The organism is Georgenia subflava, from assembly GCF_009193155.1.
Taxonomy (GTDB): domain Bacteria; phylum Actinomycetota; class Actinomycetes; order Actinomycetales; family Actinomycetaceae; genus Georgenia; species Georgenia subflava.
Map to the genome: position 1 here is coordinate 139,087 of NZ_VUKD01000003.1, position 15,754 is coordinate 154,840.

Sequence of the window (15,754 nt, forward strand, 5' to 3'; positions counted from 1 at the left end):
CCGGCGGCCGATCACACTGGACCGCCGGCCGATCGCCGGAGCCGTGCTGTCGGCGAACGCGCTGCTCTGCCGGCCGACCGCAGGACCTGTGCAGCCGCTGCTGCCCGAGGACGAGGAGGTGACCTGATGGACCCCGTCGTGCACACCAACGCGCGCCAGCACCTCTCTCACCTCAGGAGCACCTCCGATGTCTTCCGACGTCTTCGATCACCTGCACCACCTCACTGACACCTCTCGCCCCGACATCTTCGCCGCCGGGACCGACGCGCTCGCCGTCGACGACCTCGGGCCAGGACGGCGCTGGTCCACCTGGCTCGACGTCGAGCGCGGCTGCCGCGGTCCCGAGCCCCGACCCGACTGGGTCGTGACCGAGCAGGCCGCCCTGGACACCGAGCTCGGCATCGTCAAGACCGGCAAGGAGGCCGACGTCTTCCTCCTCGAGCGCGCCGTGCCCGACGACGCCGGCCCGTCCGTCCTCATGGCCGCCAAGCGTTACCGCAGCGCCGAGCACCGCTCGTTCCGCCGCGACGAGTCCTACCTCGAGGGACGCCGCACCCGCCGCAGCCGCGACGCCCGCGCCCTCGAGCGGAAGAGCGCCTACGGACGCGCCGTCGCCGCCGGCCAGTGGGCGATGGCGGAGTTCGCGGCGCTGGGCAGGCTCTGGTCCGAGGGTGTGCCCGTGCCCTACCCGGTGCAGATCGACGGCACCGAGCTGCTCATGGAGTACATCGAGGCCGACGGCGCACCCGCTCCGAGGCTCGCCCAGGTCCGCCCCGACCACGACCTCCTCGTCTGGTACCACCGCCAGATGCTCGATGCCATGCGCGTCCTCGCCCGCGCCGGGCTGGCCCACGGCGACCTCTCGCCGTACAACGTCCTCGCCCAGGGCGAGCGCCTCGTGCTCATCGACGTCCCGCAGATCGTGGACATCGTCGCCAACCCGCACGGCGTCGACCTCCTCCAGCGCGACTGCCGCAACGTCTGCGCCTGGTTCGCCGCCCGCGGGCTGGAGACCGACGACGAGGCACTGCTCGCCGACCTGCTCGGGGAGGCGTTCGGCTGAACCGACGGTCCGACGGCCCGACGCGGCAGAGAGGGAGCGGCCGACCGTCGACGGACCGGCCCTGCCGCGGTCGGAGGTGGCGGACCCGGCCAAGGGCCCGTCGACGCGACGGTGCGACAGTCACCCGGAGCGCCGGGCGCGGACCGGCGACACCGGTGTGCCAAGTACGCTTCGGGGGTGCACCCGACGTCACTGCTGTCCGCGCCCGTGCTCGCCGGGATCCCCAGCCCCTCCCAGGGTGAGTGGTCCCTCGGCCCGGTGCCGGTGCGCGCCTACGCGATCTTCATCCTCCTCGGCATCGTCGCGGCGTGGTGGATCCTCGACCGTAGGTACACCGCCAAGGGCGGCCCCAAGGATGCCGCGCTCGACGTCGCCTTCTGGATGGTGCCGTTCGGCATCGTCGGGGCGCGGATCTATCACGTCTTCTCCTCTCCGGACGCCTACTTCGGCCCCGACGGCGACCCCGTGCGTGCGCTGTACATCTGGCAGGGCGGACTGGGCATCTGGGGCGCCGTCGCCCTGGGTGCCGTCGGCGCCTGGATCGGGCTGCGCCGCCGGGGCCTGCGCATGGCGCCCTTCGCGGACGCGCTCGCCCCCGGCCTCCTCGTCGCCCAGGCGATCGGCCGCCTGGGGAACTACTTCAACCAGGAGCTCTACGGCAGGCCGACGACGCTGCCGTGGGGCCTGCAGATCGACGACGCGCACCTGGTCGGCGACTTCGCGTCGGGAACCCTCTTCCACCCCACCTTCCTGTACGAGCTGGTCTGGAACCTCGCCATGGCGGTCGTGCTGGTGTGGGCCGCGAAGCGGTTCCAGCTCCGCCACGGCCGGGTCTTCTGGCTCTACGTCATGCTGTACACCGCCGGCCGCGTGTGGATCGAGTACCTGCGCATCGACGACGCCGAGATCGTGCTCGGCCTGCGGCTGAACGTGTGGACGTCGCTGCTGATCTTCCTCGTCGCCCTCGTGGCGTTCGTGCTCATCGGACGCCGCACCAAGGACGTCCCCGACAGCGTCTGGCTCCCCGGACGGGCGCCGGCCGACGACGACGCCGTGACCGGCACGGACGACGTGAGCTCCGACGACGTGCGGAAGGCCGAGGACGAGGGGCTCGGGTCCGGCGCAGGCGAGGGGTCCGGGTCCGGCACGGGCGAGGACTCCGACGACGTGCGCACGGACGACGAGAGCGTGTCCGGCACGGGCGAGGACTCCGACGACGTGCGCACGAACCACGAGAGCGTGTCCGGCACGGGCGAGGACTCCGACGACGAGCGCACGAACCACGAGAGCGTGTCCGGCACGGGCACGACGCCGAACCACGGCTGAAGCTGCCACCAACCCTCTGGCCCGCGCGCACATTCGCAGTCGCCCGCGCCAGCAGGCCGTCGACCCTTGACACCGGTGCCCTCGTGGCACTTCGCTGAAGCCCCATACCGGCGACGCCGCGCGGGAGTGTCAAGAATGTGGACACCTTGCGTCACTTCCCGGTCATGTGCGAGTAATATCGCCGCACCAACCAACGGGACGACGACGACCCACCGACATCATTGAGCTCGACGATGCGGGGCGTCCCCGTCAGGGGCTCCCTGCGGTGAGGACAGCACGCGGATGGATGCAGCCCAGGCGATGACCGGCCCCTTCCACGCACGTTCGCGCGAGGGCCTCTACGACCCCCTCAACGAGCACGACGCGTGCGGGGTCGCCTTCGTCGCCACCCTGCGCGGGACGCCGGGCCGGGACATCGTCGACGCCGGGCTCGCCGCGCTGCACAACCTCGACCACCGGGGCGCCGTCGGCGCCGAGGAGAACACCGGCGACGGCGCTGGCCTGCTCACCCAGGTCCCCGACGCCTTCCTGCGCGCGGTCACCGACTTCCCGCTGCCCCCGGCGGGGAGCTACGCCGTCGGCCTCGTCTTCCTGCCCGGACCGGACGCGGACCCCGCCGAGCGGGACTCCGCCGTCGCACGGATCGAGGCCCTGGCGGCCGAGGAGCACCTCGACGTCCTCGGCTGGCGCGACGTCCCGGTCGACGCCTCGATGATCGGCCCTAGCGCGCTCGCCTCCATGCCGACGTTCCGCCAGCTCTTCGTGGCCGGCGACGGCGTCGCCGGCCTCGACCTGGACCGGATGACCTACCGGCTGCGCAGACGGGCGGAGCGTGAGACGGGCACCTACCTCGCGTCGCTGTCCGCGCGGACCCTGGTGTACAAGGGCATGCTCACCACCACGCAGCTCGAGCCGTTCTTCCCCGACCTCTCGCACCCACGGTTCGCCAGCGAGATCGCGCTGGTCCACTCGCGCTTCTCCACCAACACGTTCCCCTCCTGGCCGCTCGCGCAGCCGTTCCGGATCGTCGCGCACAACGGCGAGATCAACACCGTGCGCGGCAACCGAAACTGGATGTCCGCGCGGGAGGGGATGCTCGCCTCCGACGTCCTCGGCGACCTCGAGCAGCTCCTGCCGGTGTGCACCCCGGGCGCGTCGGACTCGGCCACCTTCGACGAGGTCCTCGAGCTCCTCCACCTCGCCGGCCGGTCGCTGCCGCACGCGGTGCTGATGATGATCCCCGAGGCGTGGCAGAACCACACGAGCATGGACCCGGACCTGCGGGCGTTCTACGAGTACGCCTCCACGATCGTCGAGCCGTGGGACGGGCCCGCCGCCATGACCTTCACCGACGGCACCCTCGTCGGCGCCGTCATGGACCGCAACGGGCTGCGCCCGGGCCGGTACTGGGTCACCGACGACGGCCTCGTGGTCCTCGCGTCGGAGTCGGGCGTGCTCGACATCGCCCCCGAGAAGGTCGTGCGCAAGGGCCGCCTCGAGCCGGGCCGCATGTTCCTCGTCGACACGGGCACCGGCCGCATCGTTGACGACGAGGAGATCAAGCGGTCCCTCGCCGACGCACACCCCTACCGGCAGTGGCTCGACCGCGGCCTGGTCCACCTCGAGGACCTGCCCGAGCGCGACCACGTCGACCACTCCCACCTCTCGGTCGTGCGCCGCCAGCAGACCTTCGGCTACACGGAGGAGGAGCTGCGGATCCTGCTCGCCCCGATGGCCTCCTCCGGCGCCGAGGCGATCGGGTCGATGGGCACCGACACGCCGCTGGCGGTGCTCTCCGCGCGCCCGCGGCTGCTGTTCGACTACTTCGCCCAGCTCTTCGCCCAGGTGACCAACCCGCCCCTGGACGCGATCCGTGAGGAGCTGGTGACCTCTCTCGGCGGGGCGATCGGGCCCGAGCCGAACATGCTCGCCGACACCCCGGAGCACACCCACAAGGTGGTCGTGCCGTTCCCCACGATCGACAACGACCAGCTCGCGAAGATCAAGTACATCGACAAGGCCCGGCGCACCGGCGCGGGGTTCTCCGCGGTCACCATCGAGGGCCTGTACTCGGTGTCCGGCGGCGGCGCGGCCCTGCAGGCCCGGCTCTCCGAGATCTGCGACGAGGTCGACAACGCGATCGACGCGGGCGTGAGCTTCATCGTGCTCTCCGACCGGGAGTCCACCGCGGAGCTGGCCCCGATCCCGTCGTTGCTGCTCACCTCCGCGGTCCACCACCACACGCTCCGCCGGCACACCCGTACCAAGATCTCCCTGATCGTCGAGGCGGGTGACGTCCGCGAGGTCCACCACGTCGCGCTGCTCATCGGCTACGGCGCCGCGTGCGTGAACCCGTACCTCGCGATGGAGTCCGTCGAGCACCTCGTCCGTGAGGGCATCGTCAGCGGTGTCACCCCGGACCAGGCCGTCAGCAACGTCATCAAGGCGCTCGGCAAGGGGGTGCTCAAGGTGATGTCGAAGATGGGCATCTCCACGGTGATGTCCTACCGCGGAGCCCAGGTCTTCGAGGCCATCGGCCTGTCCGCGGACCTCGTCGCGGAGTACTTCACCGGCACCCCCACGCCGCTCGGCGGCGTCGGGCTCGACGTCATCGCCGCCGAGGTCGCCGCCCGCCACGCGACCGCCTACCCGCCGTCGGGCATCCCGCCGGCGCACCGGACCCTGCGTGCCGGCGGGGAGTACCAGTGGCGCCGCGAGGGCGAGCCGCACCTGTTCGACCCCGAGACGATCTTCCGGCTGCAGCACTCCACCCGGACCCGCCGCTACGACATCTTCCGCAGGTACACCGACGGCGTGAACACTCAGTCGCGGCGCCTGATGACCCTGCGCGGCCTCATGCGGCTGCGGACCGGGGCGCGCGAACCGATCAGCGTCGACGAGGTCGAGCCCGTGGCCGAGATCGTCAAGCGCTTCTCCACCGGCGCGATGAGCTACGGCTCGATCTCCGCCGAGGCGCACGAGACCCTCGCGATCGCGATGAACATGCTCGGCGCGAAGTCCAACACCGGAGAGGGTGGTGAGGACACGGACCGCCTGCACGACCCGCGACGGCGCTCCGCCATCAAGCAGGTCGCCTCCGGCCGCTTCGGCGTGACCGCTGACTACCTCACCCACGCCGACGACATCCAGATCAAGGTCGCCCAGGGCGCCAAGCCGGGGGAGGGCGGGCAGCTTCCCGCGCACAAGGTCTACCCCTGGGTCGCCCGGACCCGGCACTCCACCCCCGGCGTCGGCCTGATCTCGCCGCCGCCGCACCACGACATCTACTCCATCGAGGATCTCGCCCAGCTCATCCACGACCTGAAGAACGCCAACCCCGCGGCGCGCATCCACGTCAAGCTCGTCTCCGAGATCGGGGTCGGCACCGTCGCCGCCGGGGTGGCCAAGGCCCACGCGGACGTCGTTCTCGTCTCCGGGCACGACGGCGGGACGGGCGCCTCCCCGCTGACCTCGCTCAAGCACGCGGGCGGACCCTGGGAGATCGGCCTCGCCGAGACCCAGCAGACCCTCGTGCTCAACGACCTGCGGGACCGGATCGTCGTCCAGACCGACGGCCAGCTCAAGACCGGCCGGGACGTGGTCGTCGCGGCGCTGCTGGGCGCCGAGGAGTTCGGCTTCTCCACGGCCCCGCTCGTCGTCGAGGGCTGCATCATGATGCGGGTCTGCCACCTCGACACCTGCCCGGTCGGCGTCGCCACCCAGAACCCCGAGCTGCGGGCCCGGTTCACGGGCAAGGCCGAGCACGTCGTCACCTTCTTCGAGTTCATCGCCGAGGAGGTGCGCGAGCTGCTCGCCTCCCTGGGGCTGCGCTCGCTCGAGGAGGCGGTCGGGCAGGTCGACCTGCTGGACACCGCCGAGGCCGTCGAGCACTGGAAGGCCTCCGGCCTGGACCTCTCGCCTCTGCTGGCCAAGGTCGAGCCCAGGGAGGGCTCGGCGCTGCGCCGGGTCCGCGCCCAGGACCACGGGCTCGAGAGGGCGCTGGACAACGAGCTCGTCGCCCGCGCCGCCCCCGCCCTCGAACGCGGCGAGCCGGTGCGCATCGAGGCACCCGTGCGCAACGTCAACCGGACGGTGGGCACCATGCTCGGCCACGAGGTGACCAAGCGGTACCGCGACGTAGGCCTGCCCGACGGCACTATCGACGTCACCCTCACCGGCTCGGCGGGGCAGTCCTTCGGCGCCGTCCTGCCGCGCGGCATCACCCTCAACCTCGTCGGCGACGCCAACGACTACGTCGGCAAGTCCCTCTCCGGCGGCCGCATCGTGGTGCGCCCGGACGAGCGGGCCGTCTTCGCGGCGGAGGACAACGTCGTCGCGGGCAACGTCGTCGCGTACGGCGCGACGTCCGGGGAGATCTTCCTCCGCGGCCGCGCCGGCGAGCGCTTCGCCGTCCGCAACTCCGGCGCCACCGCCGTCGTGGAGGGGGTCGGGGACCACGCCGCCGAGTACATGACCGGCGGGACGCTGCTGGTCCTCGGCCCCACCGGGCGCAACCTCGGCGCCGGCATGTCCGGCGGGACGGCGTTCGTCCTGGACCTCGACCCGGCGCAGGTCAACGCCGCCGCCCTCGCCGGCGGCGAGCTGCTGCTCTCCCCGCCGGACGCCGAGGACGTGGCGATCGTCGCCGACCTCCTGCGCCGGCACGCGGAGCTGACCGGCTCGCCCGTGGCCACGCGCCTCCTGGCCGAGCCGGACACGCTGACCGAGCGGTTCACCAAGGTGCTGCCACGTCAGTACGCCGCCGTCTCCGCCGCCCTGGTCCGGGCGGCCGAGGACGGCCTCGACCCGGCCTCGCCCGACGTGTGGGCCACGATCATGGAGGCCTCCCGTGGCTGATCCGACCGGATTCCTCAAGCACCGCGAGCGCGAGCTGCCGCAGCGCCGTCCGGTGCCCGTGCGCATCCTGGACCACCGCGAGGTCTACACCCGCCGGCAGGAGGACGGCCCCGCGCTGGTGCGCCAGGCCGGTCGCTGCATGGACTGCGGCGTGCCCTTCTGCCACAACGGCTGCCCGCTGGGCAACCTCATCCCCGAGTGGAATGAGCTGACCCGGCGGCAGGACTTCGCCGGGGCGATCGAGCGCCTGCACGCGACGAACAACTTCCCGGAGTGGACCGGTCGGCTGTGCCCGGCACCCTGCGAGACGGCCTGCGTGCTGGGCATCAACCAGCCGGCGGTGACGATCAAGCACATCGAGCAGTCGATCGCCGACAACGCCTGGGACGCGGGCCTCGTCGAGCCGCAGGTCCCGCAACGACTGACCGGGCGCACGGTCGCCGTCGTCGGGTCCGGGCCGGCTGGGCTGGCCGCGGCCCAGCAGCTGACCCGAGCCGGCCACACGGTGACCGTCTACGAGAAGGACGACCGGATCGGTGGGCTGCTCACCTACGGGATCCCCGACTTCAAGATGGAGAAGGACCAGGTCTCGCGCCGCCTGGAGCAGATGGAGGCCGAGGGCACCCGCTTCCGGGCCGGCGTCGACGTCGGCGGCACCGGCGACGGCGCACTGACCGGTGCGGACCTCCTGGAGCGCTACGACTCCGTCGTCCTCGCGGTCGGCTCCACGGTGCCGCGTGAGCTGGACGTCCCGGGGCGCGAGCTCGGGGGCATCCACCCGGCCATGGACTACCTCGTCCAGGCCAACCGGGTGGTGGCCGGGGACGACGTGCCCGGCCAGATCCTCGCCACCGGCAAGGACGTGGTGATCATCGGCGGCGGCGACACCGGGTCCGACTGCCTCGGCACCGCCACCCGGCAGGGCGCGCGCTCGGTCACGCAGATCGACATCAACCCCCTGCCCAGCGCGGAGCGTCCCGCCGACCAGCCCTGGCCCACCTACCCCAAGGTGTTCCGCACCTCGACCTCGCACGAGGAGAACGGCGAGCGCGTCTACGCGACCTCCACCGTCGAGCTGCTCTCCGACGGGTCGGCGGGGGAGGGGCAGGTCACCCACCTGCGACTCACCGACGTCGACCGCAGCTCGGGGCGCGCGGTCGTCGTCGAGGGCACCGAGAGGGTCGTGGCGGCCCAGCTCGTGCTGCTGGCGCTGGGCTTCTCCGGGGTGCCGCAGGGCGGTCTCGTCGACGCGCTCGGCGTCGCCGTGGACGGGCGGGGGCGTGTCGTGCGCGATGAGAGTTTCGCCACCTCCGTCCCCGGGGTCTTCGTCGCGGGCGACGCCGGACGGGGCCAGTCGCTCATCGTCTGGGCGATCGCCGAGGGACGCTCGGCGGCCGCCTCCGTGGACGCCTTCCTGCGCGGGGAGACCGACCTGCCCGCGCCGATCCTGCCCTCGACGGTGTCCGTCTCGGCCTGAGCGACAACCGCCCGGGCCCCGTCCGCCCGGCTCCCGACGACGGCCCGGCCCGCCCCGCACGGAGCGGGCCGGGCCGCCGCGGCAACAGATGGCACCCGGGACCTGCGGCGGCAGCATCACGACGGCAGGCTCTAGGCTAGGGATCATGCGTAGAGCGAAGATCGTCTGCACCATTGGCCCAGCCACCGCGTCTGCCGAGAGGGTCCAGGAGCTGGTCGACGCCGGCATGGACGTCGCCCGGATCAACCGCAGCCACGGGGCTGTCGAGGAGCACGAGGCGGTCTATCAGAACGTGCGCGCCGCGGCGCAGGCCTCCGGCCGCGCCGTCGCCGTCCTCGTCGACCTCCAGGGGCCGAAGATCCGCCTCGGCAACTTCGCCAACGGCAAGGAGGAGCTGAAGGAGGGCGACACCTTCACCATCACCACCGAGGACGTCCCCGGCACCGCCGAGCTGGCCTCCACCACCTACAAGGGCCTGCCGGGCGACTGCAACCCCGGTGACCGGATCCTCATCGACGACGGCAAGGTCGCCGTGCGCGTCCTCGAGGTCGACGGCCCGCGCGTCGTCACCCGCGTCGAGGTCCCCGGCCCCGTCTCGAACCACAAGGGCCTGAACCTGCCCGGCGTCGCCGTCTCCGTGCCCGCCCTGTCCACCAAGGACAAGGACGACCTGCGCTGGGCGCTGAAGGTCGGCGCCGACCTCATCGCGCTGTCCTTCGTGCGCTCCGCCGAGGACATCGACGACGTGCACGCGATCATGGACGAGGTCGGCCGCCGCGTGCCGGTCGTCGCCAAGGTCGAGAAGCCCCAGGCCGTGGACAACCTCGTCGAGATCGTCGACGCGTTCGACGCGATCATGGTCGCCCGTGGCGACCTGGGCGTCGAGCTCCCGCTCGAGCAGGTCCCGCTGGTGCAGAAGCGCGCGATCGAGCTCGCCCGCCGGTCCGCCAAGCCCGTCATCGTCGCCACGCAGATGCTCGAGTCGATGGTCACCAGCCCGCGGCCCACCCGCGCCGAGGCCTCCGACGTCGCCAACGCCATCCTCGACGGCGCGGACGCGGTCATGCTCTCCGGCGAGACCTCCGTCGGTGACTTCCCGATCGAGACGGTGCGCACGATGGCCCGGATCGTCGAGAACACCGAGGAGAACGGTGGCGAGCGCATCGCCCCGCTGGGCACGAGCCCGCACACCCGCGGCGGCGTCATCACCAAGGCGGCCTCCGACATCGGCGAGATGCTCGAGGTCAAGTACCTCGTGACGTTCACCCAGTCGGGTGACTCCGCCCGCCGGATGTCGCGCCTGCGCTCGGCGATCCCGCTGCTCGCGTTCACCCCCGACACGGACACCCGCAACCGCCTCGCCCTGAGCTGGGGCGTCCAGACGCACACGGTGCCCGAGGTCAGCCACACCGACGACATGGTCAACCAGGTCGACCAGCTCCTGCAGACCACCGGTCTGGCCGAGGAGGGAGACCGGGTGGTGATCGTCGCCGGCATGCCCCCCGGCAAGGTCGGCTCGACCAACTCGATCCGCGTGCACAAGATCGGCGAGCACTACACCAAGGCCTGATCGACGCCCCGCTCCGCGCATCGCCGCAGCCCCGCCCGCCCCGTGCCGGCGGGGCTGCGGCGTCCCGGACCTCGTCATTCGGTCCGCGGGCCGGTGCGCCTGCACTCTTGTCCGGTGGCCGGGCAGGGCCGGTGCGTCCAGCACCTTGTCCAGCGTTCAGGACCGCCCTCGGGTCGCGATATCGTGGGCGCCGCCCGCAACACACGCTCCTGTGGTGGAACTGGCAGACACACCGCACTCAAAATGCGGCGCCGAGAGGCATGCGGGTTCGAGTCCCGCCGGGAGCACAGCACGACGAAGCCCGCCGACACGGATCCGGGTGCCGTCAGGCCGGATCGCGGGTGAGGCATGAGTCACGCCGTCTGCGTAGGTGCGCCGTCCGACCCGCGCTATAGGCTTGCGTTCGTGACGAACAACGAGAGCAGCGCCGAGGCTGCCCCCAACGAGGACGCCCCCAGCACGGACACGGCAGCGGTCGACCTGCCCGGCCCCGAAGCCGGTGCGGCACCCGAGCCCACGAGCCGGCGACGGATCGTCGTCGCCGAGGACGAGACCCTCATCCGGCTCGACATCGTCGAGTCGCTGACCGAGGCCGGCTTCGACGTCGTCGGGGAGGCCGCCAACGGCGAGCAGGCCGTGGCGCTGGCCACCGAGCTCGAGCCCGACGTCGTCGTGATGGACGTCAAGATGCCCGTGATGGACGGCATCACCGCCGCCGAGCGCATCATCGGCGCCCGCACCTGCGCCGTCGTCATGCTCACCGCGTTCTCCCAGAAGGAGCTCGTCGAGCGTGCCCGCGACGCCGGCGCGATGGCGTACGTGGTCAAGCCCTTCACTCCGGCGGACCTGCTGCCCGCCGTCGAGATCGCCATTTCGCGCCACCAGGAGATCACCTCGCTGGAGTCCGAGGTCGCTTCGCTGTCCGAGCAGTTCGAGACCCGCAAGCGCGTGGACCGCGCCAAGGGCCTGCTGATGACGAAGATGGGGCTGAGCGAGCCCGAGGCCTTCCGCTGGATCCAGAAGACCTCCATGGACCGCCGCCTGACCATGCGCGAGGTCGCCGACGCCGTGATCGAGCAGGTCGGCGCCAAGTAGCAGACCCGCAGCGCTGGCCCGGCCCGGTTTCCGCGAGGGAGCCGGGCCGTCGCTCTCTTGTCGAGCACCTCGCTGCACGACGACGAGTTACCCTGAGCTGGTCCTCCACCGGCCGGAGATGTCATGGCCCAGGTGGTGGTGCCTCGCCCTACCGCGCGTGCGACGTGACCTCCAGGAGATCGAGCGGGGTCTGTGCGCTCGCCCGGACATCCGGAAGCGCCCTCAGCAGCGGGTAGAAGTGTGGGTCGCTGGTGTGCCCGTCGAACATCACCGGGACGCCGTCCGCCGCGCTGAGAACGCTGGCCATGCAGGCTGCGACGGCTCGCCGAGCATGCGGGTGCTCCGGTAACAAGGCTTCGGTGACGGCCTCGACCGCCGGGTCGTCCGACGTGCCGAACACGAAGCACGCGGCGACCAGTTCTGCACCGACGAGGCTCAGGACGGTCCGCTCGGTATCGAGCTCCTCCGCGATCATGGGCGCGAACTCGGCAAGCAGCGTCGACCGTTTCGCGGTCGGTGCCCACGAGGAGTGCACTACCTCGTACAGCCGCGTCCACGCCGCGTTGAGGTCCTCTGGCGTCCACGTGGAGGCGCGCACGACCGGGGCAGCCCGGTTGTCAGCGCACCAGGCCCGAAGCGATGCCGTTCCGGTGATGACCAGCTCGGCCGGACAGTGCTGGTACCGCGCACCGCCCGCCGCGACCGCAGCAGCGTGCTCCCAGGTCCCGGGCCGAGCCTTGACTGACAAGGGAAGCCCGCCCAAGTCCATGAGCGCATCGAGCAACGCGCTCGATCCACCTGCCGGTAACGCCAGCCACGCGTTGTCGCGAGTCGGGTGCAGCCCGTTCGGACACCGCATCGCCGCGCCCACGACCTGACCGTCTTTCAGCTGGACGAACGAATGCCCGTCGGGTCGCCAGCCGTCCGGCCTCAACCAAGCCACCGGGGACCGGGCGACGTCGTCGGGTGTCGCACGTCGAATCACCGACGTCATGCTTTCAACCTCCTGCACCTCGGCGGCGCTCAGCCCTCCGGGAAGGACGATCTTGGGGCGCATGGCGATGATCGATGCACGCACCCGTCCAGTCGGCGCGCTCAGACAGGGGCCCCCCATCATCGCGCCAGCCCCCGCCTCAGGGCTCGACGTCGAGGATCATGCAGCTCAGCCGCGCCGTGGTCAGCCGGCGGCCGGCGTCGTCGACGACCGCGATGTCATAGACCGCGGTGCGCCGCCCCTCGTGCAGCGGGGTCGCGGTCGCCGTCACGTGTCCCTCGCGGGCGCTGCGGTGGTGGCTGGCACTGAGCTCGGTGCCGACCGGCGCCCGGCCGGGGCCGGCGTGGATCGCCGCCGCGAACGAGCCGACGGTCTCGGCGAGGGCCGCCGTCGCGCCGCCGTGCAGCAGCCCCTGGGGCTGGGTGTTGCCCGCCACGGGCATCCGGGCCACAACCCTGCCGGGCTCGGCCTCGAGCAGCTCGATGCCGAGCCGCTCCATCAGGGTGCCGCGGGCAGCCGCGCTCAGGCGGGTGAGGAGATCGCTGTCAGTCATGACGCTTAGGGTGTCACCCGTGACCGAATCAGCGCGCCCCCGTCTCCTGCTCGTCGACGGCCACTCGATGGCCTTCCGTGCGTTCTACGCACTCCCGGCCGAGAACTTCTCGACATCGACCGGTCAGCACACGAACGCGGTGTACGGGTTCCTCTCCATGCTGATCAATCTCCTGGCCCAGGAGCAGCCCACCCACCTGGCCGTCGCCTTCGACGTCTCCGGCGGCACGTTCCGCACGGAGGAGTACGCCGAGTACAAGGGCAACCGCGACGCCGCACCGGAGCCGTTCCAGGGCCAGGTGCCGCTCATCCAGGAGATCATGCGCGCGATGAACGTCGACGTGCTGGAGAAGTCCGGTTTCGAGGCGGACGACATCCTCGCCACGCTCGCCACCCGCGGCGCCGCCGCCGGCATGGAGGTGCTCATCATCTCCGGCGACCGCGACACCTACCAGCTGGTCACCGAGGACGTCACGGTGCTCTACCCGGTCAAGGGTGTGTCCACCCTGACCCGGATGACCCCGCAGGCGGTGCTCGACAAGTACGGCGTCGGGCCGGAGCGCTACCCGGACATCGCCGCCCTGGTGGGGGAGACCAGCGACAACCTGCCCGGAGTCCCCGGCGTGGGGCCCAAGACGGCCGCGAAATGGATCAACCTCTACGACGGGCTGGACAACGTCGTCGCGCGGGCGGACGAGATCGGCGGCAAGGCCGGCCAGAGCCTGCGCGACAACCTCGCCCAGGTGATCCTCAACCGCCAGATCAACCGGCTGCTGACCGACGTGGAGCTGCCGCTGGGCGTGGACGACCTCGCGCGCCGGGCCGTCGACCGCGAGCAGGTGCACCAGGTCTTCGACGCCCTCGAGTTCGACGTGCTGCGCGAGCGGCTCTTCGCCACCCTGCCCGAGGCGCAGCAGAGCGACGAGCCCGCCCCCTCCCTCGAGGTCGACGTCGTCGCGCTGGCGGACCTGCCCGACGGGCTGGACGGTTGGCTCTCCGCCCGCAACGGCAACCTCCTCGGCCTGGACGTCACCGGCAGCGCCGCCCAGGGCGGCGGGGACGCGTGGGCCTTGGCCGTCGCCGACGACGCCGGCCACGCCGTCACCGTCGACCTCTCGGAGATCGACCCGGCCAGCGAGCAGGTCCTCGCCACCTGGCTCGCCGACGCCACCTCGCGCAAGGCCGTGCACGAGGCGAAGGTGGCTTGGCACGCCCTCGGCGGCCGCGGCCTCGCCCTCGACGGAGTCGTCTTCGACACCTCGCTCGCCGCGTACCTGTGCCACCCCGACCAGCGGCGCTACGCACTGCCGGACCTGACGGTGCGCCACCTGAAGCGTGAGCTGCGCGAGGACGAGGAGACCGACGGGCAGGCCATGCTCTCCCTCGATGCCGACGGGGTGGACCGGGTCGCCGGGCTGCGGGCCGGCGCGGTCGTCGAGCTCGCCGACGTCCTCGGCCAGGAGCTGGCGGACCGTGGTGCCGCGCACCTGCTGGAGGAGCTCGAGCTGCCGGTGCTCCGGGTCCTGCAGGACATGGAGAAGGCCGGCATCGCCGCCGACACGGAGAACCTGGAGTCCCAGCGCCACGACTTCGACCACGCCGTCGAGCGGGCCGCCGCGATGGCCTACGAGGCGATCGGCCGCGAGGTCAACCTCGCCAGCCCGAAGCAGCTCCAGGAGCTGCTGTTCACCGAGCTGGAGATGCCCAAGACCAAGAAGACGAAGACCGGGTACACGACGGACGCCGACGCGCTCGCGGACCTGTACGTCAAGACCGAGCATCCGTTCCTCGAGCACCTGCTCACGCACCGCGACCAGATCCGGCTGCGCCAGACCGTCGAGGGGCTCCTGCGGTCGGTGGCGCCGGACGGACGCATCCACACCACGTTCCACCAGACCATCGCCGCCACCGGACGGCTGAGCTCCACCGACCCCAACCTGCAGAACATCCCCGTGCGCACCGATGACGGGCTGCGCATCCGCGAGGGCTTCGTCGTCGGGGAGGGGTTCGAGTCGCTGCTCACCGCCGACTACTCCCAGGTCGAGATGCGGATCATGGCGCACCTGTCCGGCGACGCCGGGCTCATCGAGGCCTTCAACTCCGGCGAGGACCTGCACTCCTTCGTCGGCTCGCGGGTGTTCGGGGTGCCCACCGACGAGGTCACGCCGGCCCAGCGCTCCAAGATCAAGGCGATGAGCTACGGCCTGGCCTATGGGCTCAGCGCCTTCGGCCTGTCTCGGCAGCTCAAGATCGAGGTGAGCGAGGCCCGCGGGCTGATGGAGGAGTACTTCGAGCGCTTCGGCGGGGTCCGGGACTACCTCACCGGGGTCGTCGACGCGGCCCGCAAGACCGGCTACACCGAGACGATCATGGGGCGGCGCCGCTACCTGCCCGACCTGACGAGCGACAACCGCCAGCGCCGCGACATGGCCGAGCGTATGGCCCTCAACGCCCCGATCCAGGGCTCGGCGGCGGACCTGATCAAGGTCGCGATGAAGGGCACCCGGCGTGCCCTGGACGAGGCGGGCCTTCGCTCACGGCTGCTGCTCCAGGTGCACGACGAGCTCGTCCTGGAGGTCGCCCCGGGCGAGGCCGAGCAGGTCGAGGCGCTGGTGCGCGAGCAGATGGGCGCCGCGGCCGACCTGTCGGTCCCGCTCGACGTCTCGGTCGGCACAGGCCGGTCCTGGCGGGACGCCGCGCACTGAGCGAGGCCGGCCAGGACGCGCGACGGAGAAGGCGGCCAGGACGCGCGACGGCCAGCGCGCCGCAGCCAGTCCTGCCACGCGCCGGGGACGGATTAGGCCGAAGGGTTTGTACCGG

The 15,754-nt window shown here is 71.7% G+C and carries 9 protein-coding genes and 1 tRNA gene; 8 read left to right on the forward strand and 2 right to left on the reverse strand.

Annotation, left to right across the window (positions count from 1 at the left end; all coding sequences use genetic code 11):
• Nucleotides 1–187 precede the first annotated feature (187 nt).
• The 7 genes from GD748_RS10765 (at nt 188) to GD748_RS10795 (ending at nt 11,388) form a co-directional block, all read left to right on the forward strand.
• The gene (locus GD748_RS10765; RefSeq protein WP_152195218.1) at nt 188–1,063 is read left to right on the forward strand and encodes a serine protein kinase RIO; all 876 of its coding nucleotides are present in this window, start codon (nt 188–190) and stop codon (nt 1,061–1,063) included.
• 195 nt (nt 1,064–1,258) lie between these two features.
• Entirely contained in the window at nt 1,259–2,389 is a 1,131-nt protein-coding gene (gene lgt, locus GD748_RS10770) for a prolipoprotein diacylglyceryl transferase (RefSeq protein ID WP_152195666.1), read from the forward strand.
• A 282-nt stretch (nt 2,390–2,671) separates the two neighbouring features.
• Nucleotides 2,672–7,246, forward strand: a complete 4,575-nt coding sequence (gltB, locus tag GD748_RS10775) for a glutamate synthase large subunit (RefSeq protein ID WP_226921182.1) — start codon at nt 2,672–2,674, stop codon at nt 7,244–7,246.
• Nucleotides 7,239–8,723, forward strand: coding sequence for a glutamate synthase subunit beta (locus GD748_RS10780; protein ID WP_152195219.1), 1,485 nt, complete (start codon nt 7,239–7,241; stop codon nt 8,721–8,723). The genes gltB and GD748_RS10780 overlap by 8 nt, the downstream gene beginning before the upstream one ends.
• 145 nt (nt 8,724–8,868) lie before the next feature.
• Nucleotides 8,869–10,293 (forward strand): pyruvate kinase, encoded by a 1,425-nt coding sequence (gene pyk / locus GD748_RS10785; protein WP_152195220.1) that lies wholly within the window; start codon nt 8,869–8,871, stop codon nt 10,291–10,293.
• A 205-nt stretch (nt 10,294–10,498) separates the two neighbouring features.
• Nucleotides 10,499–10,580: transfer RNA gene (locus GD748_RS10790), tRNA-Leu, on the forward strand.
• Between the two features lie 193 nt (nt 10,581–10,773).
• A complete protein-coding gene (locus GD748_RS10795; protein WP_226921322.1) occupies nt 10,774–11,388 on the forward strand; it encodes an ANTAR domain-containing response regulator in 615 nt (204 codons plus the stop codon).
• Between the two features lie 148 nt (nt 11,389–11,536).
• On the opposite strand, the gene GD748_RS10800 is transcribed toward GD748_RS10795, so the two are convergent.
• Entirely contained in the window at nt 11,537–12,466 is a 930-nt protein-coding gene (locus tag GD748_RS10800) for a hypothetical protein (RefSeq protein WP_152195222.1), read from the reverse strand.
• A gap of 55 nt (nt 12,467–12,521) precedes the next feature.
• The gene (locus GD748_RS10805) at nt 12,522–12,935 is read right to left on the reverse strand and encodes a PaaI family thioesterase (RefSeq protein WP_152195223.1); all 414 of its coding nucleotides are present in this window, start codon (nt 12,933–12,935) and stop codon (nt 12,522–12,524) included.
• Between GD748_RS10805 and polA the strand changes: the two genes are divergently transcribed.
• Entirely contained in the window at nt 12,934–15,639 is a 2,706-nt protein-coding gene (gene polA, locus GD748_RS10810) for a DNA polymerase I (RefSeq protein ID WP_152195224.1), read from the forward strand. The genes GD748_RS10805 and polA overlap by 2 nt on opposite strands.
• Nucleotides 15,640–15,754 lie beyond the last annotated feature (115 nt).